This window comes from Parafrankia irregularis (genome assembly GCF_001536285.1).
In the GTDB taxonomy this organism is placed as follows: domain Bacteria; phylum Actinomycetota; class Actinomycetes; order Frankiales; family Frankiaceae; genus Parafrankia; species Parafrankia irregularis.
This window is the reverse complement of sequence record NZ_FAOZ01000003.1, coordinates 62,586-84,422: the sequence shown is the minus strand read 5'-3', so window position 1 is coordinate 84,422 and position 21,837 is coordinate 62,586. Positions and strand designations below refer to the sequence as shown.

The 21,837-nt window shown below is 70.2% G+C and carries 19 protein-coding genes and 1 pseudogene; 14 read left to right on the top strand and 6 right to left on the bottom strand.

The features are described 5' to 3' along the window. Positions 1-209: 209 nt before the first annotated feature. Positions 210-905, top strand: a complete 696-nt coding sequence (locus AWX74_RS05405) for a TetR/AcrR family transcriptional regulator (protein ID WP_091272234.1) — start codon at positions 210-212, stop codon at positions 903-905. A gap of 28 nt (positions 906-933) precedes the next feature. Here the strand turns inward: AWX74_RS05405 and AWX74_RS05400 are convergent, their stop codons facing one another. The 3 genes from AWX74_RS05400 to AWX74_RS05390 all read right to left on the bottom strand — a co-directional run bounded on the left by AWX74_RS05400 (position 934) and on the right by AWX74_RS05390 (position 3,903). After that, positions 934-1,122 (bottom strand): ferredoxin, encoded by a 189-nt coding sequence (locus tag AWX74_RS05400; RefSeq protein WP_091272231.1) that lies wholly within the window; start codon positions 1,120-1,122, stop codon positions 934-936. After that, positions 1,122-2,411 carry a cytochrome P450 gene (locus tag AWX74_RS05395; protein WP_091272229.1) on the bottom strand — a complete coding sequence of 430 codons (1,290 nt, stop codon included), beginning with the start codon at positions 2,409-2,411 and terminating at the stop codon, positions 1,122-1,124. Before AWX74_RS05395 ends, AWX74_RS05400 begins: the two co-directional genes overlap by 1 nt. A 235-nt stretch (positions 2,412-2,646) precedes the next feature. After that, complete coding sequence (locus AWX74_RS05390) at positions 2,647-3,903, bottom strand: cytochrome P450 (protein WP_091272227.1); 1,257 nt, start codon at positions 3,901-3,903, stop codon at positions 2,647-2,649. A gap of 409 nt (positions 3,904-4,312) precedes the next feature. On the opposite strand from AWX74_RS05390, the gene AWX74_RS05385 reads away from it, so the two are divergent. From AWX74_RS05385 to AWX74_RS05335, 10 genes are all read left to right on the top strand, one after another. Next, positions 4,313-4,819, top strand: coding sequence for a PaaI family thioesterase (locus tag AWX74_RS05385; protein WP_006543892.1), 507 nt, complete (start codon positions 4,313-4,315; stop codon positions 4,817-4,819). Then, positions 4,816-6,105 carry a cytochrome P450 gene (locus AWX74_RS05380; protein WP_091272225.1) on the top strand — a complete coding sequence of 430 codons (1,290 nt, stop codon included), beginning with the start codon at positions 4,816-4,818 and terminating at the stop codon, positions 6,103-6,105. Before AWX74_RS05385 ends, AWX74_RS05380 begins: the two co-directional genes overlap by 4 nt. Positions 6,106-6,560: 455 nt before the next feature. After that, a complete protein-coding gene (locus tag AWX74_RS05375; RefSeq protein ID WP_091272223.1) occupies positions 6,561-7,523 on the top strand; it encodes a LysR family transcriptional regulator in 963 nt (320 codons plus the stop codon). Positions 7,524-7,790: 267 nt separating this feature from the next. Continuing rightward, positions 7,791-8,732 carry a PDR/VanB family oxidoreductase gene (locus tag AWX74_RS05370; RefSeq protein ID WP_165615494.1) on the top strand — a complete coding sequence of 314 codons (942 nt, stop codon included), beginning with the start codon at positions 7,791-7,793 and terminating at the stop codon, positions 8,730-8,732. Between the two features lie 267 nt (positions 8,733-8,999). Continuing rightward, entirely contained in the window at positions 9,000-10,127 is a 1,128-nt protein-coding gene (locus AWX74_RS05365) for an ABC transporter ATP-binding protein (protein WP_091272221.1), read from the top strand. A gap of 86 nt (positions 10,128-10,213) precedes the next feature. Next, positions 10,214-11,620 (top strand): ABC transporter substrate-binding protein, encoded by a 1,407-nt coding sequence (locus tag AWX74_RS05360; RefSeq protein WP_091272220.1) that lies wholly within the window; start codon positions 10,214-10,216, stop codon positions 11,618-11,620. 246 nt (positions 11,621-11,866) lie between these two features. Next, positions 11,867-12,817 carry a carbohydrate ABC transporter permease gene (locus AWX74_RS05350; protein WP_091272218.1) on the top strand — a complete coding sequence of 317 codons (951 nt, stop codon included), beginning with the start codon at positions 11,867-11,869 and terminating at the stop codon, positions 12,815-12,817. Positions 12,818-12,916: 99 nt separating this feature from the next. Then, positions 12,917-13,882, top strand: coding sequence for a carbohydrate ABC transporter permease (locus tag AWX74_RS05345; protein ID WP_193209668.1), 966 nt, complete (start codon positions 12,917-12,919; stop codon positions 13,880-13,882). A 170-nt stretch (positions 13,883-14,052) separates the two neighbouring features. Next, on the top strand, positions 14,053-15,018 hold the full coding sequence (locus AWX74_RS05340; RefSeq protein ID WP_091272217.1) for a TIGR03564 family F420-dependent LLM class oxidoreductase: 966 nt from the start codon (positions 14,053-14,055) through the stop codon (positions 15,016-15,018). A 360-nt stretch (positions 15,019-15,378) separates the two neighbouring features. Beyond that, on the top strand, positions 15,379-16,515 hold the full coding sequence (locus AWX74_RS05335) for a hypothetical protein (protein ID WP_091272216.1): 1,137 nt from the start codon (positions 15,379-15,381) through the stop codon (positions 16,513-16,515). Positions 16,516-16,540: 25 nt separating this feature from the next. Here the strand turns inward: AWX74_RS05335 and AWX74_RS05330 are convergent, their stop codons facing one another. Beyond that, positions 16,541-18,397, bottom strand: coding sequence for a M3 family oligoendopeptidase (locus tag AWX74_RS05330; protein WP_091272215.1), 1,857 nt, complete (start codon positions 18,395-18,397; stop codon positions 16,541-16,543). A gap of 654 nt (positions 18,398-19,051) precedes the next feature. Here AWX74_RS05330 and AWX74_RS39410 point away from each other — a divergent pair. Together AWX74_RS39410 and AWX74_RS42810 are read left to right on the top strand one after the other, a co-directional pair. Beyond that, a complete protein-coding gene (locus tag AWX74_RS39410; protein WP_131799405.1) occupies positions 19,052-19,696 on the top strand; it encodes a hypothetical protein in 645 nt (214 codons plus the stop codon). Positions 19,697-19,816: 120 nt separating this feature from the next. Beyond that, positions 19,817-19,921 (top strand): annotated as a pseudogene (locus AWX74_RS42810) (IS5/IS1182 family transposase); the annotation flags it as partial. Between the two features lie 113 nt (positions 19,922-20,034). Here AWX74_RS42810 and AWX74_RS05320 read toward each other — a convergent pair. After that, the gene (locus AWX74_RS05320) at positions 20,035-20,289 is read right to left on the bottom strand and encodes a GlsB/YeaQ/YmgE family stress response membrane protein (protein ID WP_054567345.1); all 255 of its coding nucleotides are present in this window, start codon (positions 20,287-20,289) and stop codon (positions 20,035-20,037) included. 101 nt (positions 20,290-20,390) lie between these two features. Further along, complete coding sequence (gene tatA / locus AWX74_RS05315; RefSeq protein ID WP_091272214.1) at positions 20,391-20,669, bottom strand: Sec-independent protein translocase subunit TatA; 279 nt, start codon at positions 20,667-20,669, stop codon at positions 20,391-20,393. A 267-nt stretch (positions 20,670-20,936) separates the two neighbouring features. On the opposite strand from tatA, the gene AWX74_RS05310 reads away from it, so the two are divergent. Further along, positions 20,937-21,404, top strand: a complete 468-nt coding sequence (locus AWX74_RS05310) for an NUDIX domain-containing protein (protein WP_054567343.1) — start codon at positions 20,937-20,939, stop codon at positions 21,402-21,404. Positions 21,405-21,837: the final 433 nt, after the last annotated feature.

The window sequence follows — 21,837 nt, the reverse complement described above, 5'->3', positions numbered from 1 at the left end:
GCACCGTCGCCAACCGCTCGCCGCGCGCTCTCGGGCGCACAGTCACCTGACACCTGTCGTCACGCACCACGAGACGGCCATCACGCACCACGAGACATCAAGGGAGCAGCGATGTGGCAGCTGCGCACCATCGGCTTTCGCTTATCGGGCCCGTCGATCGCGTTATGCCCGCATGCCCCCGGCCGGATTCCGGCAGGGGAGCGGGCGGCATGACCGCGGCGTCCCCGGTCCGGTTACGGGCCGATGCCCGGCGCAACCGAGGCAAAATCATCTCCGCCGCGGTGGCCGCGTTCGCCGAGGACGGCCCCAACCTGCCCATGGAGGAGATCGCCCGACTCGCCGGGGTCGGCGTGGGGACGCTGTACCGGCATTTCCCGGACCGCCAGAGCCTGGTGCTGGCCGTCGTCGAGGACAGCCTGGCGGCGATGCTCGCCCGGGCACATGCCGCGGTGGAGGTGGGCCCGCGGGCCTGGGATGCCCTGATCGCGGTCCTCGGCGGGTCGCCGGAGCTCAGGTTCGCGCTGCGGACCCCGAGCCTGTTCCAGGCCGCGATCACCGAGGCGATCCGGACCGATCCGCGGGTCGGGCGCATCCGGCGCGAGCTCATCGAGCTGATCGAGGAGCTCGTCGAGGCGGCGAAGCGGGAGGGAACCCTGCGGCCCGACGTCGGGGCGGGTGACGTCACCCATCTCTTCGCGGTGCTGCTGCACGAGTCGCACCGGATGCCCGGCGAGGTGGCCGACCTCGTCTACGAGCGGGCCCGGGAGATCGTCCTCGACGGACTGCGCGCACGGCCCGGTGGGTTGCCGGGCCGCGCGCAGACCGTCCTCGACGTGACCGCGGACCGACCACGGCCGCCGAGCCTTCCGCCACGGCCGGACGAGCGGCCGGCCGTCGACCGGTGAACGGCCAGCCGTGGATCGCCGAAAGGGGTCAGGACGCGCTGATGGCCTGCTCGGGGCAGTTGCTGACCGCGGAGTGGACAACGCTTTCGAAGTCCGGCGGAACCTCGTCCACGATCACCACGGCGAAGCCGTCATCGGAGAGGGAGAAGACCTCGGGACACAGCGTGCAGCAGGTCGAATGCCCGCAGCAGCGGTCCTCGTCGACGAAAACCTTCATCACACGTTCCTCGGCGCCAGCGTGAATTCCAGGTTGAGGTGGGTCAGCCCACGCAGGATGAACGTGGGCAGGTAACTGTAGCGCCGGTCGCCGGCCGGGCCGTGCACGCTCTCGGAAACTCGGATCTCGGTGGTCCGCTCCAGGATCCGTTCGATGGCGGCCCGCGTCTCGGCCCGGGCGAGCGGTGCGCCGGGGCAGGTGTGGATGCCGCGCCCGAACGCGACGTGGTGGCGCGCGTTCGGGCGGGCCACGTCGAAGACGTTGGGGTTCTCGAACCGGCGCGGGTCACGGTTGGCGGCGCCGTTCACGACCATCACGGTCGTCCCGGCGGGCAGGTCGACCCCGCCGACGGTCGTCGGCACCCGCGAAAGCCGGAAGTCGCCCTTGACCGGGCTCTCCAGCCGCAGCGTCTCCTCGATGAAGTTGCCGACCCGCTCGGGCTCGGAGCGCAGCAGGTCCTGCAGCTCGGGATCCTCGGCCAGGATCTTCAGCGCGGAGCTGAGCAGCCGCACCGTCGTCTCCTGCCCGGCGGAGAACAGGTTCGCCGCCACCCGGACGGCGTCGATGACCTCCGGGGTCGAACCGTCGGGGAAGGTCGCCTGGGCCAGCCCGGTGAGCACGTCGTCGCGGGGCTCGGCGCGCCGGTCCTCGATGTAGGCGGTGAACTTGTTGTAGAGGAACTCCAGGGGGTTGTGCGCGAGATGGTCGTCGCCGGTGCTGCCGATGCCCGACTGCGACTCGGGCCGGCGCTGCAGCCGGTCGAGGAACTCCTCCTGGTCCTCCTCCGGCACGCCGAGCAGGTCGGCGATGATCAGCAGGGTGAACGGCCCGGCGAAACCGGAGATGTAGTCACCCTCGCCGCTGGCCAGATACGGGTCGAGCATCTGGTCGACGAGGTTCCAGATCTGGGCCTCGTTCTCCTTGAGCCGCTTCGGGGTGATCAGCCGCATCAGCAGCGCCCGGTGCGCGGTGTGGGTCGGCGGGTCCATGACGGGCAACTGGTCGCTCATCGGCAGCTCGTGGCGGTGCGCCTCGATGAGCGCGGTGACGTCGTCGCCCTCGAGCGGCACGGGGAAGCCGGGGAAGGGGCCGGTCACCGAGGTGCACGAGGAGAAGGTCGCCGAGTCGTGGAAGACCTCGACGGCTTCCTCGTAACCGGTCACCATCACCACGTCGTGATGGTCCTCCCGCAGCACGGGGCAGCGATCGCGCATCTGCTCCAGGAACGGGTACGGGTCGGCGACGAGCTGCGCATCGCGGAAGTAGTCCGGCGTCTCAAGGTCACTCACAGTGCGGGGTGCTCCCTTCCCAGTCCTGCGAACTAGTCTCCCATCCAGGTTCGACACGACACAAACGACGCGAGAACCGGACTCTCCCTCACTGTAACTGGACGTACCAGTGGACTTCGGGAGAGCCCGGCTGCGGTCCGGCGCCGGGCGGCGCCGGATGGGCTGCGGGAGCTGGGCCGGGCTGGGAGCCGGGCCGGGCTGGGTCGGGCCGTCCAGGGTGGGGCTGGGTCGGCGGTCAGCTGATCCGGACCGGGAGCGTGGCCAGCGCTCGATGGATGAGGCTCGGGAGATAGACGAGCTCACCCTCGTCGATGGCGAGCTCCAGGTGGGTGGATCCCGCGAGCAGCGCGCCGATCGCGGACGCGGCCTCGATCCGGGCCAGCGGCGCCCCGAGGCAGAAGTGGATGCCGACGCTGAAGCCCAGATGGCGCCGAGCGGGCGTCGGGCCGTGGAAGCGGGTGATGTCGAAGCGGTCCGGCTCCGCGTAGGCGTCGGGATCGCGGCCGGCCGCGGCACTGACCAGCAGCACGCCGTCGCCGCGCTGGAAGGTGCGCCCGCCGACCTCGGTCTCCCGGGCCGCGGTGCGCATCGTGAACTGGGTCGGCGGGTCGAACCGCAGCACCTCCTCCACCGCGGAGGCCAGCAGCTCCGGCCGCTCGCGCAGCAGCGCGAGCTGGTCGGGGTGGCGAAGCAGGGTGAGTACCGCCGACCCGATGTAGTTGATGGACGTCTCCATCCCGGCGACGACCATCAGCGAGGAGACCCCCAGCAGCTCGGTCTCGCTCAGGGCGTCGTCCCGGTCGCGCGCCGCGGCGAGCTTGCTGACCAGGTCGTCGGTGGGGTGCGCCCGGCGCTGCGCGATGAGCTCCTCGAAGTAGCGATGGAAGTCCAGCGTCGCCTTCTTGCGGGCGGCCAGCTCGTCCTCGCTCAGCAGGTTGTCCGGGTCGGTGCCCCGGGCGATCGCCAGCGCCCATCCCCGCAGCGACGCGCCGACGTCGTCGGGCACGCCGAGCAGCTGCCCGAGAGTCCCGCTCGCCATCGGTGCGGCGTACTCGCTGATGACCTCCAGCGTGCCGGTCGCACGGGCGTCCGCGACCAGCCGGTCGGCGTGTGCCCGGATGCGCGGCTCCATCGCGTTGACGATGCGCGGGGTGAACGCCTTGTTCACCAGCCCGCGCAGTCGGGTGTGGTCCGGGGGGTCCATGCGCAGGAAGGAGCGGGGCGCGCTGGCGTTGCCCTCGCGGAACGGGCTGATCCCGGCGTCGTACCCGTGCACCCAGTCGTCGCTCTGCAGCACGGCCTCGCAGTCGGCGTACCGGGTGACCACGGTGACGGGGATGTCGCCGAGCATGAACGGGCACAACGGCCGGGTCTGGCGCACCTGCCCGTAGTTGCGGTACGGATCGGCCTTGTGGGCCGGGTGGAAGGCGGTGAACTCCACCTGGTCGGACTCGGCCTGGGTGGGCTCGGTGGAGACGTCTCCGGCGACCATGGCTGTCCCACTCCTGTCGTCCGCGCCGGCAGGCCCGCACCGGCACATCGGCACCGGGCACGTCCGCAACGGCACTGTCGTCGTACGCCTGTCGTACGCGGGGGCGTGGCGGCGCGACCGCGCCGACGGGACGCACGATGTCCGATCGCACCGCCGACCGACAGCATGAGCGGCACAGTCCAATCGGGCGATTGCGCCAGCCGAGCCGGTCGGGCGACTGCGCCGGTCGGGCGACCGCGCCGCCCGGGCGGCAGCCTGGTCCGTCCCGGCTGTGGCGGCCGGGAGGGTGTGGGTGGACCCGATCGATCGATTCGGGCTGCGAATGCATCTCGTCAGTCGCCGATCCCCGGGGTCACGATGCGGCGCGACGCATAGTTGGCCGACACCGACGCGCGGGGAGCCGCCGACCATGGACCGCACCCTGGACCTGGACCGTGCCACCGAACCGGTGGTCACCGTCGACCAGCCTGACCAGGCCCGCCGCCTGCGGGAGCTCGCCGACCTGGTGACCCACGGCCTGCGTGCGGGCATCGGCGTCGGCCACTCGCTGGGCGTGCTGCTGACCGAGCTCGGTGACGGCTCGTCGGTCTGGACGCTCACCCCGTCACCAGCCGCGGCGAACGCGATGATGACCGTCCACGGCGGGGTGATCAGCACGCTGATGGACACCGCGATGGGCAGCGCCGTCTACACCCAGCTGCCCGAGGGCGTGCTCTACACGACGCTGGAGCTGAAGGTGAACTTCATCCGAGCGGTCGCGCTGGACGACGACCTGCTCACCTGCGTCGGGTCCGCCGTGCACGTGGGACGTCGTACCGCGACCGCCGAGGCCCGGGTGACCAACCGGGCCGGCGCGCTGGTCGCCCACGGCACGTCGACCTGCCTGCTGATCGAGCCGGCGGTGCGGGCGTCATGACGACCACGGCGACCGGCCCGGAGGGCCAGGCTCCCACGGACGCCGCGACCCAGATCGCTCCGGCCGGGGGGATCAGCGCCGAGGTGCTCGGCCAGGCGGTGATCGACTCCTTCGACCCGGCCTGGCGGCACGACCCCTACCGGGCATACGGCATCCTGCGCGCGGCGGGCACCTTCCTGCCGGGGCCGCTGGGCACGTCGCTGGTGCCCGGCTACGCCGAGTGCGCCGCGATCCTGGCCGACCCGGTGTGGAGCCACGCCGAGGAATCCGAGCTGCTGCACCCGGCCAGCGACGTCGAGCTGCCCGGATCCTTCCTGTGGATGGAGCCGCCGGACCACACCCGGCTGCGTGGCCTGGTGAGCCGGGCCTTCACCCCGCGGACGATCGAGGCGACCCGCCCGACGGCCCGTCGTGTGGTCGACGAGCTGCTCGACCGCGCGCTCGCCGTCGGCGAGCTGGACCTGATCGAGGAGTTCGCCTACCCGCTGCCGCTGACCATGATCTGCGAGCTGCTCGGCGTCCCCGCCTCCGAGCACGCCGCGGTGCGCCGGATGTCGGCCGGGATCGCGCGCGGCCTGGACCCGGACGATCTTCTCTCACCCGCCGAGCTCGCCGAGCGCACCGCCGCGGTCGGGGAGTTCCGGGAGTTCTTCGGCGCCCTCGTGGCGGACCGCCGGGCCGACCCACGCGACGATCTGATCAGCGCGCTCGCGCAGGTGCATGCCGAGGGCGACCGGCTCACGACGACGGAGATGCTCGGCACCCTGCTCATCCTCGTGGTCGCGGGCCATGAGACGACGGTCAACCTGATCGGGAACGGTGTGCTCGCCCTGATGCGCAACCCCGATCAGCTGGACGCCCTGCGGCGTGCGCCGGAGCTGGCGCTGCCCGCGGTCGAGGAGATGCTGCGGTTCGACCCGCCGGCGCAGGTGACGACACGCACCGCACGCGGGGAGGTGACCGTGGCCGGCAGGGTCTTCACCCCGGGCGAGGCGGTCATTCTCGTGCTCGGTTCGGCCAACCGTGACCCGCGGGCGTTCGACGAGGCCGACCGGTTCCGCATCGATCGCTATGCGGGCGGGGCCCGGGTGAACCGCCATCTCGCTCTCGGGATGGGCCTCCATTACTGCCTGGGTGCGCCGCTGGTGCGGCTCGAGGTCAGCGAGGCGTTGCGCGCGGTCGCGACCAGGCTGACCGGGATCACGCTGCTGGCGGATCCGCCCCCGTACCGGCCGAACATCGTGGTCCGTGGCATGTCGGCACTGCCGGTGCGCGTCGCGGGCTGACCCGTCGGGACCGGGCACGCCCTGGTCTGGGCATTCCCTGGTCCGGGCATGCCCGGACCAGGGCCGATCTCGTTGTGGCCTGATCCGGGCCGCCGGCCGGTGGCGTCGGTCGGCGGAGTCGGTCGGCGGAGTCGGTCGGCGGAGACGGCCCGTGACACGGACCCGCGGTTTGCGAACGCCTCGTGCAGCCGCCCGTGCGACTGCCCTCCCTATTGCTCGCGCAAATTCCCGCCCCATCCGGTTCTTCATAGCGTGTCGTCGGGATATCCGCCCGGAGTCGACGAAAAAGCGGCGCAGGACACATTGCGGTGCGGCTGCGGAATAAATTCCGCACCGATCCGCAGGCGTGCCGGCGCACCCTGGCAGCCGAAGAATTACTCGTGGCTTACTCGGGCTTCATCGTCTGTTAGGCAGCCACACTAGACTGGCGAGCGGGGGAATGAGGGAGGACGCTCGTGGAGTTCCGTCATCTGGTCTCTTTTCTCGCCATCGCCGATGAAGTCCACTTCGGTCGGGCCGCGCGCCGGCTCAACCTGACCCAGCCCTCACTGAGCCAGCACCTGGCCCGCCTTGAACGCGAGGTCGGTGTGCAGCTGGTCGCGAGAAACTCGCGTGAGGTGCGTCTCACTCCCGCCGGTCATGCGTTCCGGGGTGAGGCCAAGAAAATCCTCGAGCTGAAGCGCCGAACGCTCGAAATCACCCGCGACACGGCCGCTGGCCGGGCCGGGAAGATCAACATCGGATTCAACCTGCCGGCGGGGCACCGCATTCTTCCGCCGACGCTCGCCCACATGCACACGTCCCACCCGGGAGTCGTGCCACGGCTGTGGGAGCGGCGGACCGGCCCCCAGATCAAGAGCCTGCTCAGCGGTGAGCTGGATGTCGGCTTCATCTTCGGGCTGCCGCCCACCTCCAGCCTGCACTCGAAGGAGGTGCTGCGGGTCCGCATTCTCGCGGTCGTCGGTGAGCATCATGAATGGGCCGCGCGGGCGCAGGTGCCGTTCGGTGACCTGGAACGCCAGCCATGCCTGCTGTTCCACCGCACCCAGTGCCCGGCGCTCTACGACACGATTTCCCGGGCGGCCGACCGGGCCGGCATAAAGCTCCGGGTCGTGGCCGAGGTCGACGATCCCGGCGCGAGCGCATTGTTGGTCACCACCCGGCCGGTGGTCGGATTCGCCTCACAGGAACGCGCGCTCGGTATCGCGGGTGCGCGTGCGGTACCACTCGTCGATCCCGTGCCGACGATACCCGTGCACGTCGTGTGGCGCCCGCCACGCACCCGCCTGGTGGAAACCCTGCTGGACAGCCTGGAACACGCCGAAGCCGACCTGGAGCGCGAGCAGCAGACCACGGAGGCGAAAAGCGATCAGTCTGCCGCGGCCCGGCGATCGAACTTTTCAATGATGGCACCCTGAGCGGTTCGCCGGCCGCCGGGGCGTCGCTACCGTGGGAAGGCCCTGACCTTTTCCAGAACCAGCGATCGCTCACCATCTCGCGGGCCACGGCCAGCTGCCGTGAGACCGCGTCGACGATGGAAAAGGATTCAGTATCCGTCGGGAATTCCCGGGAGGTCGTCCGTGTCCTTGTCCTCGTCTGTGGCACCGCCTGCCGCCCCAGGGCCGGATCAGTCCGGAGCATCTGGATCGCGGCGTGATCCGTCCGGGGGCGGACCGGAGTTGACGCTGGTCGTCCGCGCCCGGCGTTCCCTGGCCCTCGACGTGGTCTGCTTCGACCTGGCCGACCCCGCGGGCACCCCGCTGCCGGCGTGGACGGCCGGCGCGCACGTCGATGTCACCGTCCGGCCGGGCCTGACCCGTCAGTACTCGCTGTGCGGTGACCCGTCCGACCGGGGGGTCTGGCGGATCGCCGTCCTGCGTGAGGCAGCCGGCCGGGGCGGTTCGATGCACCTGCACGACCGGGTCGGGGCCGGCACCACGCTGACGGTCAGCCACCCGCGCAACGCCTTCGCGCTGGTCGACGCGCCGAGGTACCTGCTGGTCGCGGGCGGTATCGGGATAACCCCGCTGATGCCGATGGTGGCCGACCTCGCGGCGCGCGGTGCCGACTGGAGCCTGCTCTACGGCGGGCGGGCACTGGCGGCGATGGCATTCGCCGAGGAACTGGCCCGGTACGGTCCGCGGGTCGTCCTGCACCCGCAGGACACCCACGGCCTGCTCCCGATCGGGGACGTCCTCGGTGACCTGGCGGGCTCCGGCGCGCACGAGGGGACCGCGGTGTACTGCTGCGGGCCGGAAGGCCTGCTCGGCGCGGTCGAGGCGGCCTGCGCGGCCTGGCCGGCCGGTGCGCTGCACACCGAGCGCTTCCGGCCGGCGGAGCCGGCTGTCCGCGACGGCGACCACCCGTTCGAGCTGCGTCTCGCCCGCAGCGGGCGGGTGCTCACCGTCCGGCCTGGACAGTCCGTCCTGGCGGCGTTGGAGTCCGCTGGCGCGGCGGTCACGTCGTCCTGCCGGGACGGCACCTGCGGCACCTGCGAGACAACCGTGCTCGGCGGCGATGTGGACCACCGCGACACCGTTCTGAGCCAGGCCGAGCGCGCGGCCGGCCGAACGATGATGGTGTGCGTTTCGCGCAGCCTGGGTGAGCGTCTGGAACTGGACATCTGAAATCCACCAGAAATTACTCCCGGCCAATTTCAGGAGAATCAGCCGGGGTCTGGTCATCCGTCTGGGCAATCGCCTCATCCATAAATGCAATCGGCTGACTCCGGAATAAGCGTGGACCGTATTCTTCACCCGCGCGCTCTCCACACCGAGCCGGTATCCCACCGGTCTCGGGTCGGGCTGGCTAGGCCATCGGAGCCGGGGGAGCCGGGGGATCAGCGCACGGACAACGGGACACCACAGGTCGCGCCCGGGGGAGGAGCCAGCAGCGTGGGCAGGATCGTGCTCGACGGACTGACCAAACAGTACGGAGACGTCGTCGCCGTCGACGGCATCGATCTCGACATCGCCGACGGCGAGTTCCTCGTGCTGCTCGGTCCGAGTGGCTGCGGGAAGTCGACGCTGCTGCGGCTGATCGCCGGCCTGATACAGCCGTCCGGCGGCCGGGTGCTGCTCGACGACGAGGACATCACCTACGCCCCACCGGCCCGGCGTGACCTCGCGATGGTGTTCCAGAGCTACGCCCTGTACCCGCATCTCACCGTCGCGCGCAACATCGGTTTCCCACTGCGGGCCGCGCGGATGCCTCGCGCGCGGATCCGGCAGCGGGTCGAGGAGGTCGCGGCCCTGCTGGAGCTCGACGGCCTGCTCGAACGGCGGCCGCGGGAGCTGTCCGGCGGCCAGCGCCAGCGGGTCGCGGTCGGCCGAGCGATCATCCGTGATCCGCGTGCCTTCCTCATGGACGAGCCGCTGTCCAACCTGGACGCCAAGCTGCGCCAGGCGACCAGGGCGCAGTTCCGCACCCTGCACGAGACCCTCGGCGCGACCGTCGTCTACGTCACCCACGACCAGGTCGAGGCGCTCAGCCTGGCGACCCGGATCGCGATGCTCGACGGCGGCCGACTGGAACAGGTCGGCACCCCGACCGAGGTCTTCGACGAACCGGCGTCGGTGTTCGTCGCCGGTTTTCTCGGCTCCCCGCCGATGAACCTGCTCCCGGCCCGGGTGGAAGGACACGACGGCCGGGTGCGGGTGGTCGCCCAGGGCGTGGAGGTCGACCTCTGGCCAGGTGAGGAGGTCGAGAGCCGGGACGTCATCCTCGGCATCCGGCCCGAACACCTGCGCCAGACCGACAGCGCGGGACCGGTCGGGACACCGGTCCTGCGCGGGGAGGTGCAGGCGGTCGAGAACCTCGGCGCGGAGGAATCGGCCCAGTGCACCGTCGGTGGCGCCATCGTGCAGTTCCGCGGCGCCCGGCCGCTCGGCCTCGCCGCCGGGCAGCCGGTCGTGCTCACCACCGCCCGCGACCACATCCACCTGTTCGACCGGAGCAGCGGGCGCCGGCTGGCCTGGCAGGCACGCCAGAAGCAGCCGACGCCCGTCGCGCCGCACCGCTGAGGAACGTCAGCGCGCCGCGACGATCCGTCGCTTACGACGACAACGCATCACATCGACGCCAGGTACGACTGCAAAAGGAGCAAGACGTGATTCGACGGCGCTCTGCCCGGGGCGTGGCAGCCGCCTGCGCTGCCGCCCTCGCGCTGACACTCGGCCTCGCCGCGTGTGGATCGGACGACGGCGACGAGACCGCGGCGTCCCCCGCCTCCCCCACCGTGAAGGCGGTACCGGAACTCGGTCCGGACCAGAAGGTCTCGATCGTCTTCGAGAGCTACAACCTCGCCCAGGCCTCCTGGACGCCGACCTTCGACGCCCTGGTCGCGGACTTCCAGAAGAGCCACCCGAACATCACGGTCACCGCGCAGAAGCCGCAGACGTCCACCCTCAAGGGCTTCGGCACGGCGGCCACCGCCAGCATCCAGGCGCAGCTGGCCACCGGCAACGCCCCCGACGTCGCCCAGCTCACCTTCGGCGATCTCAACTACGCCGTCGAGTCGCTCGGCGCGAAGCCGCTCGACGACATCGTCGGGCGCGACGCCGTCCAGGAGAACTTCGGCGGGACGCACCCGTTCGCCCCGGCCGCCAAGACCCTCGGTGACGTCGACGGCAAGACCTTCGGCGTGCCGTTCGTGTTCTCGACGCCGGTGCTCTACTACAACGCCGACCTGTTCCGCGCGGCCGGCCTCGACCCGGAGAAGCCGCCGACGACCTGGGCGGAGTTCAAGACCGCCGCGCTGGCGATCAAGGACAAGACCGGCAAGCAGGGCGCCTACATCGACTGCCTCACCAAGGTCTCCGGTGACTGGTGCTACCAGGCGCTGGTCGCCTCCAACGGCGGCACGGTGATCTCCGGGGACAAGACCAGGATGACCTTCGCCGAGGCGCCCGCCGTCGAGGCCGTCACCATGGCCCAGGACCTGGTGAACTCGGGCGCCAGTCCCAAGCTGTCGCAGGACCAGGCCTACCCGGCCTTCTCCCGCGGTGAGATCGGCATGATCATCGAGAGCAGCTCGGCGCAGGGCGTCTTCATCAAGGGCGCGGCCGGCTCCAAGCCGGCGTGGACGCTGAAGGCCACCACCATGCCGGCGTTCGGCGGCAAGCCCGTCGTCCCGACGAACTCCGGTGCCGCCCTGTTCATGTTCTCCAAGGACCCGGCGAAGCAGCGTGCGGCCTGGGAGCTGATCGAGTTCCTGACCAGCGACGCCGCCTACACGAAGATCACCAGTGGCATCGGCTACCTGCCGCTGCGCACCGGCCTGCTGGACGACCCGAACGGCCTCAAGACCTGGGCCGCCGAGAACCCGCTGATCAAGCCGAACCTCGACCAGCTGGCCAAGCTCAAGCCGTGGGTGTCCTTCCCCGGCAAGGACTACGTCCAGATCCGCACCGCGATGCTCGGCGCCGTCGAGAACGTCGTCTACAACGGCGCGGACCCGAAGAAGACCCTGACCGACGCCCAGGCCGAGGCCACGAAGCTGCTGCCGAAGTCCTGAACGGCGTCGACGAACCCGCGGCCGTCGGTGAACCGGCGGCCGCGGTGACGAACCACTGGGAGAACCCAGATGCTGGTCGCCCCCGGCGTGCCGTCCCGCCCGCCGGGGGCGACCAGCATCGGCCGGACCAGCGCCGCGCTCCGGCCGCCGCGCAGAACCGGCCGCCGCGCAGAACCGGCCGCCGCGCAGAACCGACTGCCGGACAGGCACACAGACCGCACAGAACAGAACGCGTGAGGACCAGGAATGTCCGGAACCTTCGTCGAGGTCGCCGCGATACCGCGGGCGACCACCGTCGCCACGGCGCGCCGGCCGCCGCTCGCCCGGCGAGCGGCGCAGGGCGTGACGCCCTACCTGTTCCTGCTGCCCGCCGTCGGCTGCCTGGCGGTCTGGACGTACCGGCCGCTCGCCGCCGCGCTCAACCTGTCGTTCTTCTCCTGGAACCTGCTGCCCACCACCCCGAAGGAATACGTCGGGCTGGACAACTACCACCGGCTGCTGGACCTGCCCGAGCTGCGGACAGCACTGTGGATCACCGCCATGATGACGCTGGCGCTGATGCTGTTCACCGTCGTGCTGCCGACCATCGTGGCGCTGTGGACGTCCGCGATCGGCGGCCGTGGGCGCACCGTCTACAGCGCTCTGATCTTCGCTCCGGTGCTGGTGCCGCCGGTGGCGGGTGCGGCGCTGTGGCAGTGGATGCTCGACCCGCACAGCGGCGCCGTCGACAAGGTCCTCGGCGTCGAGATCAACTGGATCCACGAGACCCGGCCGGCGCAGATCGCCATCGTCGTGATCACCGGCTGGCACCTGCTCGGCTTCGCCGTGCTCGTCGTCAGCGCGGGGCTGGCGGGCATCGACGAGGAGTACCGCAACGCCGCCGTGCTCGACCGGGCCTCCCGCTGGCAGATCACCCGGTGGATCACCCTGCCGCTGCTCTCGCCGACGCTGGTCTTCCTCGCGCTCATGACCGTTCTGATGTCCGGCACCCTCACGTTCCCGCTGATCGACACCCTCACCCAGGGCGGGCCCGACTCGCAGACCACGAACGTCTACTACCTGCTCTGGGAGTACGGCTTCCAGAACTTCGACACCGGCTTCGCCAGCGCCGCGGGACTGCTGTTCTTCGTCGCCTTCGGTGTGATCGCGGTCGGGCTGATCCGCCTCTCCGACCGCCTGACGTTCCACGACTCCTGACGTTCCACGAGTCCTGACGGTCCCCCGCGGCCGCGACGTCATCCCGAACGCCCCCGAACAGTCCCGAACACCACCGAACGCCCTCGAAGGGAGCCCCCCATGGCAGCGGCCGACACGGCGATGCCGGCCCCGGCAGGCCCGCCGTCCACACCGGCCACGCCTGACGCGCCCGCGCCACGGCGGGTGTCGGCACGGGCGGCGACCGGCCGCTCCGGCCGCTCCGGCGACGACGGCCCTGCGGGGGAGAGCGGCTGGCGTGACCGGGTGCGCGCGGTCGTCGGGCACGGCGTGCTGGCCGGGCTGAGCCTGTTCTGCATCTTCCCGATCTACTGGATGTACGCCACCTCGCTGCGCCGGCCGGACGAGGTCTACAACGTCACCCTGTTCCCCTGGCCGCTGTCCATCGGCAACTACACGCACGTCACCGACGTCCTGCCGATGGGCCAGCTGATCCTCAACACGTTCCTGGTGGCGCTGGCCGTCGCGGTCGGCCAGATGCTGGTCGGGCTCCTCGCCGCCTACGCCTTCACCGCCTGGAAGTTCCGCGGCCAGACGCTGCTGTACCTGGCGTTCGTCGGCACCTGGCTCGTCCCGTTCCAGGTGACGATGCTGCCGAACTACACCTTGCTGTACCGCCTGGGCCTGCTCAACGTGCTACCCGGCGTGATCATCCCGAACCTGGTGTCCGCGCTCGGCGTCCTCCTGCTGCGCCAGCACATGGCCAGCTTCCCCCGGGACCTGATCGACGCCGCCCGCATCGACGGCCGCTCGGCCTGGTCCATCCTGTGGACGGTCATCGTGCCGAACCTGCGGGCCCCGCTCGCCGCGCTCGCGATCGTGCTGTTCATCAACGCCTGGAACGACTACTTCTGGCCGGCGCTGGTGCTGCAGCGGGCCGAGTCCGTCGTCCAGCTCGGCCTGCGCGGGCTGTTCGTCGGTGTCGAGGGCCCCGACTGGGGCGGTCTCATGGCCGGGTCGGGCCTGGCGTGCCTGCCCATCTTCGCCATCTACCTGATGCTGCAGCGCCACGTGGTGAGCGCCTTCGTCCGTTCCGGACTGAAGTAGGCCGCGGCCGGGTCGGCGCCGGCCGCAGCCCCGGCGCCGACCCGGCCGCGGACCCACCCCGTGTGAGTGATCGTCTCGGTATCGTCCGAAGCGCTTCGTCCCGCCGGCGGCTGCCGACGGGTGCCGGCGGACGGGTGATCTGCCGCCGATCCACTGGAGGGGCTGCCACGATGCGCATCGGGACGATGATCGGTTCGGACCGCGACCGGCCCGCCCGGGACCGGGCGGCGAACCTCGCCGCCGATGCGCGCCAGGCCGAGGAGCTCGGCTTCACCTCGATGTGGGTGCCGCAGGTCCCCGGCTACTTCGACGCGCTGACCGCCGTCACGCTGATGGGCCAGGCGACCAGCCGGATCGAGCTGGGCACCGCGGTCGTGCCGATCCAGACCCGCCACCCCGTCGCGATGGCCCAGCAGGTGCTGTCCACCCAGGCCGCCTGTGGCGGCCGGTTCACGCTGGGGCTCGGGCCGTCGCACCACTGGATCGTGACCGAGCAGCTGGGCCTGCCCTACGAGCGTCCCGCCCGCCTGGTGCGCGACTACCTGGAGGTACTGAACGCGGCGTTCGCCGGAGCGGGGCGCGTCGACGTCGAGAACGACAGCTACCGGGTGCACAGCCCGCTCGACGTCCTCGACCCGGCCGCGACCGCGCCGCCGTCCATCCTGCTCGCGGCCCTTGCGCCGGTGATGCTGGGACTGGCCGGGGGCCAGGCGTCCGGCACCATCCTGTGGATGGCGGACGAGCGGGCCATCGCCGACCATGTCGCGCCGCGGCTGGCGAAGGCCGCCGAGGCCGCCGGCCGGCCGGCCCCGCGGATCGTCGCCGGCGTGCCGGTGGCGCTGTGCGCACCGGGTGAGGTGGACGCGGCCCGCGAGCACGCCGAACAGACCCTCGGGCATGCCGAGCTCTCCCCGAACTACCTGCGGCTGCTGGAGCAGGGCGACGCCCGCGGCATCGGCGACGTCATGGCCGCCGGCGACGAGGCGGCGATCCTCGACCGCCTGCGCCGCTACCGCGACGCCGGTGTCACCGACCTCGGCGCCCGGGTGATCCCGCTCGGCGCGGACCTGGCGGCCCGGGTCGAGTCCCGCCGCCGGACCACCGAATTCCTCGCCACGCTCTGCCCGATGCTCTGAGCCTCCGCCTCCGCCTACGCCGGCCGTCGGGCCAGGTGCCGGCGTCGACACGCCAGTTCCCGCGTTGTGAATGAATTGACTGAGCATGTCGCTGCCGGCAGGGAAAGCGCCGACTGACAACAGTTGGGCCGTCACATCTTTCGGTGCCCAACAGGCGCGGGGGAATCCCCGATGTCGAGACCGGGACGGGCCGCCTGCCTCTCCTGCCGGTAGGGTGCGGGAAATGCGGGTCGTGCCGTTGTCGGCGCGAGGCCTTTTCCACGGGGGACTGTTTTCTGGGGCGCTTTGTGCCTGCCGGGTATCGAACTGCCGGTTGGACATCGCCGCCGTCGGGTGAGACACGTGAGGTGGGAATCAGGCATGCGGCGATGGGTGTCGGTGGCTGTCACCGGAATGGTGATCGGGTGCTCCGTCGCCTGCGCAGGCCAGGGATCCGGTGATGGTGGGGCCGGGACCGACGGCGCGGCGGCACGCGCTGTTGACGGACCGGTCGACCGGGGCACCCTGGGCGACGTCTGCGACGGCGACGTCGCCCTGACCGGCGCGCCGCCCTACGCGGGGCCGGGCCCGCATCCGGTGACGGTGTTCAGCCAGCCGCAGGGGAACGACCCCACCGGCCCGAAACTGTCGATCCGCCTGCTGGCCGACACGGACCAGCAGGAGCGGGCGGCGTTCGGGGCCCCGATCGCGCGGACCCAGCTGGTGGCGTGTGCCGAGCGGGACAGGCGGAAACCCACCGACATCATCTGCCGGTTCGACATCGGCGCCGTCGACGAGGTGCCGTTCTTCCGCACCTCCTACCTGATCACCGTGCGCGAGGCACACACCGGCGCGGTCGTCGCCACACTGCCGGTCGACCCGGCGGCCGCCGGCTGCCCGACCTCGGTCAAGGTCGCGTGGGCGGGCGCCGAGGTGTTCAGCGCCCCCACCGACCGCCAGCTCGTCTCCGCGCTCGCGCCGCTCACCTCCTGGGACGGCGCCGGATCCCCGGCTCGCGCCGGTGGCCAGGAGGACGCCCCGGCGCCGGCCGGCACCGCCGCGGGCAGCGCGGGTTCCGTGCAGCTGACGATCGCGGCCGGGGTGGACCCGAACAGCCCCGTCCTGCGTGATCATCTCGCCTTCTGGGCCGCGTTCACCGGCATCCAGGAAAGCGACCGCCCGGATCTGCGTGCGCTGCAGGCCCGGGTGGACTCGAGCTTCATGAGCAGCCTGATGAGCCTGGTCGACCTGCTCCGGGGGGACGCGGGCCGCTCCACCCGGGGCCCGGTGCACCTGCTCGTGACCTCGGTGTCCGAGCAGGGCGGCAGCATCGCGGTGGACAGCTGTGTCGACGAGACCGCGCGGGAGAAGCTCCGGCTGGCGGTTCCGACCGGGGAGGTCGGCATCCGGTCCAGAGTCCGGGTGACCCTGGTACCAGGCCGCGACGGGTACCTGGCGACCGGCTTCGCGGACGCGCCCCCCGCCGCGTGCCCGGCACCGGCCGGCCGGATCGGCTGACGCCACTGCCGGGCAGGCGCCAGGCTCAGGCCGGTGCGATCCGCCCGGCGTCGTGGGCGGCCGACTCGGCGGCCTGTAGCTGGCCCTCGACGAGGTCGAGCCCGGCCGACCAGAACCCCGGGTCGGCGAGGTCGATGCCGACGATGCGGCCCAGCTCCTCCGGGGAGCGTGACCCGCCGGCGGCGAGCATCTCCAGGTAGTGCGGCACGAACGCGGCACCGTCCTCGACGTAGCGCTGGTACACCGACAGTGCCAGCAGCTGCCCGTACGCGTAGGCGTACACATAGCCCGGCGTGCCGATGAAGTGCGGGACGTAGCTCCACCACGTCCGGTACCCCTCGGTGAGCTCCACCGAGTCGCCGAGCAGCTCCCGCTGGCTCGCCACCCAGGCCTCGTTGAAACCGTCGACGGACAGCTCGCCCGCGGTCCGCCGCTGTGTGTGGACGGTCTGCTCGAACTGGTTCATCGCGATCTGGCGGAAGACGGTGGCGATCGCCCCCTCGACCGCCTCCGCCAGCAGCGCCAGCCGCTGCTCGGGGTCGGACGTCTGCGCCAACAGCCGGTTGAACACGATCGTCTCGCCGAACACCGACGCCGTCTCGGCCACGGTCAGCGGTGTGTTCTGCTGCAGGATCCCCTGCTTCGCGGCGAGCGAGAAATGAATTCCGTGGCCCAGTTCGTGCGCGAGGGTCAGCACGTCCCGGCGCCGTGAGGTGAAGTTCAGCATGACGTACGGATGGACCGTCGGCACCGCCGAGCTCGCGAACGCGCCTCCCCGCTTACCCGGCCGCACCGGTGCGTCGATCCAGTTCTCGTCGAAGAACCGGCGGGCCTGGCGGGCCATCTCCGGTGAGAACGCGCCGAAGGAGTCGAGCACCAGATCGCGTGACTGCTCCCAGCCGAACTGCTCGTCCGCGGTCGTGACCGCGGCCATCCGGTCATAGTCGGCGAGCCGGGGCAGTCCGAGAATCCGCGCCTTGAGCCGATACCACCGCTGCGGGATGTCGTACCGCTCCCGGACGGCGGCGACGAGCGCCTGGACGGACTCGTCCGACACCTCGTTCGCCAGGTTGCGGCTGGTCAGCCAGGTGGGATAGCCGCGCAGCCGGTCGTTCACCGCCTTGTCGTGGATCAGCGTGTTGAAGATGTAGGCGCGGGTGCGCAGCCCCGGCGCCAGCGCTGCGGTGACCGCCTCGGCGGTCGCACGCCGGACCTCACGGTCACTGGACGCCAGCCGGCTCAGCGCGACGTCGAGTGCCTCTCCACCGGCCCCCGCATCGCCCGCCCCACCAGCGCCGCCCGCTGCGCCTGCCCCACCCGCGCCGACCTCGATCGCCGAGACCTGCTCGGAGAACAGCCGGCTCCACGCCGCCCGGCCGGTCACCGACTTCTCGGTGAGCAGCTTCTCCTCCGGCTCACTGAGCAGGTAGGGGCGGTAGCGCCGTTCCGTCCGCAGGTAGTGGCGGGCCTGGTCGAGGCCGTCCGCGGCGAGCAGCCGCTCGGCCGCATCGTCGTCCAGCGCCGCCCACTCCAGGCCGAAGAACAGCAGGGTGGTCTCGATCGCGGTCGAGCGTTCCCGCACCTTCTGCATCAGCGCACCCCGGCCGGGATCGGCCGTGTCGGTGGAGAACCGCAGCGACGCGTAGCTGCCCGCCCGCCCGATCAGCTCGTAGATCGCGGTCAGCTCGCCGATCGCGGCGACCAGCCCCGGCCCGTCCAACGCGGCGACCTGGCCCGCGTGGCGCCCCGCGAACGCCTCGGCGCGTGCCTGGGCGTCGGCGAGCTGCCCGTCGATGCTCTCCTCGCCCTGGCCGCCGAGCAGCGGCCCAAGATCCCAGGCGGTGCTCTCCAAAGCCAGATCAGGCTGAGTCCCGGTTGCCATCTCCGTAAGTTACCGGCCCTCGGCCCCCTGACCAGTCCAGCGCCACCCCGGCCGTCAGGCGTGCTTCGGCCGGCTGCCTGCGGCCTGGAGCGCGAGATCCGGACCGGATCCGGCGGGGCGACCTCCGGTACCGCCAGGACCGCTGCCCGACCTGCGATTCTCGCCTCCAGTAGCCACTGGCGTGGTCCGTTTTCTAAATTCCGGCGGACTGTTTGCCGGTCGATGGAGGGTGGAGAGGCCGGCATCTCCACCGGTTGCAGGATGGTGGAGTGTGACCTTGCCGAGATCCGCCGGTGCCCGTCGTAGCGCCGCCGGCGTCACGTCAGACCATCTGGCGTCCAGCGGGGAACACGACCCGCCAGAATGGCCAGGCCAGGACCTGCCCCGGGGGCAGTCCTGTTGTTGATCCTCGATCGCACACAGGCACGACTCGACCAATCTGTTCTGTAGGCCCGCGCACTGTCCGTGGAGGCCTACAGGTGGTCACAGCTCTTGGAGTACAAGTTCAACAACGCTGACCGCGTGCGTTCGCCCCCAGGGGCAAGTGTCCCACTTTCTTCTCTTCTTGGGTGTAGGATCGGATTTTGTGAAATGGTGTTGATCTCGAGGAGGAAGCCAAGCGCCGTGTCGACAGCTGTACGGGATTGGCTTGGGGTGGCTGCTGCTCTGATAGGCGCTGTCGGTACCGTAGCTGCGGTTTGGCTCGCGCTTTTCCTGCAAATCACCCTCGTTGAAAGAAGGCGTCCGGTTCTGTCGCTGGATTTCTCTGATGACTACCTTGATCAGGATGTCTCGGCGACAGAGTTAGAGGATTTAACTTGTCTGACCTACCGGATTCGTGTCTATGCCGAGGTGAATAAAGAAACGGCCAGAAACGTGGAAGTGTTACTTCTGAGGGCGCGGCGTCCCGAGAATGCTGTCAACGGCTTCCATATTCCAGATAGGTCATTCCGGTGGACTGGGCAAGACGACCGAAAGGTCGACATTCCCCCCGGGTCTTGGCGTAGGTTGGACTTTTTGAGTTATATAGTTGATAGTCGTAGTGAACCGCCGAGGTTCGCACTGCTTGCTGCCACGATACCGGACTCTCAAGAGCGGCCTTCGGGTGCCCCGCTGGATCGGCGATGGTACCTGGATGACCCCGGAACGTATGAGTTTGAAATAGCGGTCACTGCAGAAGGAATGAATGCGACAGGGTGGAAGTTGCGTTTTCAGTTTAATCCGGGCTCATTTCAGAGTCTGGAGGACCTTCGCCTGCACGTTGCGAATCTTTGCCACGAGCGGATATCGATTTCTTGAGAGCGTGTCTCTCGTGGCATAGTGGATCTTCTTGCTGATCTGAGGGGTGAGTGACCACCTTGCCCTGAGGCTGGTACCGGATGAGCTCTGGGAGCTCGTGGAGCCTCTGTTGCCCTCGTTCTTCACGACGGCCAAGCCCTGATCCCGCTGGTCACCGGGATCCCTGCGGTCCGTTCCCGGCGCGGTGCGCGGCGCCGCAAGCCGGGCAAGCTGCGCGGCGACAAGCACGGGCATCGAGTCCAGCGAGAAGCTCGGCCGCCACCAGTGGAAGATCGAAGTGACGATGGCCTGGCTCGGCGGCTGCCGCCGCCTCACCATCCGCGCCGGCTGAGCTGTGTCTACTGGTTGCGGCCGGTGGCCGACGCGGTGATCAGCACCAGTACGGCGGCGACGCCGATCTGCAGCAGGAGTGTCAGCAGCCAGGCGGCGTCGATGGCGTTCGCGATGGCCAGGCCGCCGGCGGCGCCGATCAGGCCGACCAGGATCGTCATGAGGCAGCCGATGGCCTGCCGCCCGGGAACCACGAGGCGGCCGAGCACCCCGATGACGAGCCCGGTGACGATCGCACTGATGATTCCGCTCGGTGCGTCCATACCGCTGCGTGCCCCTGTGTCCGTTGTCTGACCTGTGTGCCTCTGGCGTTCTGCAGCGCCGGCTTCCTCGGCGCTGCTCCGCTGGCCCAGCGCTGCTGGTGCTACCTGGCGGCGGCTGAGGGGGTTGCCTCGCCTGCGGCCGGGGTCGCGGCGTCGGGCACTGCCGCTGGGGCGACAGGTGCCGCAGTGGCGACGGCCGGTGCGGTGGCCACCGGTGCGGGCTCGCTGTGGTCGTCCTCGCGGAGGCCCTTCACCTCGGACTTGAAGATCCGCATCGAGCGGCCGAGGGAACGTGCCGCATCCGGGAGCCTCTTCGACCCGAACAACACCAGCACGACGATCGCGATGATCAGAATTTCCGGTGCACCCAGGTCGGGCATGACCCCTCCACGAAACGGTCGGCCGCGCGCGGGTTTCGGCGCATCCTCCGACGATGGTAGCCCCGCTGGGATCTCCTGGCAGGGTCGATGTCGCAGGAAAGGAGCCCCGTCTCGGTGGGCCGGTAGGTCTGGTGACTTTGCGTGGGCTTCTGGTGCGTTCCCGTGCGGATGCGGCCCGGCCGTCGCCATAGTGAGACCTGCGGCGCAGGGATGCCGGGCGGCCGCCGCTCGGCCGAACGGCCTGTCGAGACCAGGAGGTATTGCCTGATGGGACGCGTTGACTACTACCACGACCCTGACGCTCCCGCCGCGAACTCCCTGGTCGTCGGGGGATCTGCCGTGGTGGTCGATGGCGAGGGCCGGATCCTGCTGCAGCGGCGCGCCGACACCGGGAAATGGGCCCTTCCCGGTGGGCAGATGGACATTGGCGAGTCGTTCGCGAACTGCGTCATCCGGGAGACGAAGGAGGAGACCGGGTTCGACGTCAGGATCGACCGCATCATCGGTATCTACTCCGACCCGCATCACGTATTCGCCTACGACAACGGTGAGATCCGTCAGCAGTTCAACATCTGCTGCGCCTGCACCATCACGGGCGGATCGGTGCAGGTCAGCGAGGAGTCGACCGCGGTCGGCTTCCATGACCTCGCCACGCTCGACCAGTTGGAGATACAGGAGAGCAATCTCGCGCGCATCCACGACTACCTCGCCGACGGCCCACCGGTCCTCCGTTAGCCGTGGCGGCGTTCAGAGCCTCGGGCTGCGGCTTCGGGCTGCCGAGCGGGACCTGAGAATTGTGGTTGTGGGGGAGTGCCTAGCAAAATCTCTAGAAGCGGCGGATCCGGGGCCACCGATATTGATCTGGCGGTCCGCGTCCACCTGCCACATGGTGACCCACCGGGGTCCGGCATCGCCGCGCAGCGTTTGCAATTCACGCCAAGTCGGAAAAGTGGGACGCGGAATCCTTTGACGATCCGCAAGACTGAAGGATTTTGGTTGCTGTAGCAGCCAAAATCCTTAGTTCTTGCTCGGAGACAGCGGCAGAAGCAGCGGAATCCTCAGACCTTCGGGCTGTGGCTTCGGGGAGCCGGTGGTTCAGGCGTGGCTCGAGCCAGTGGTGCCGGGTTCTTCCCCGACGGCTCGGTGATCGTGCTGGTCGCCGGCATCG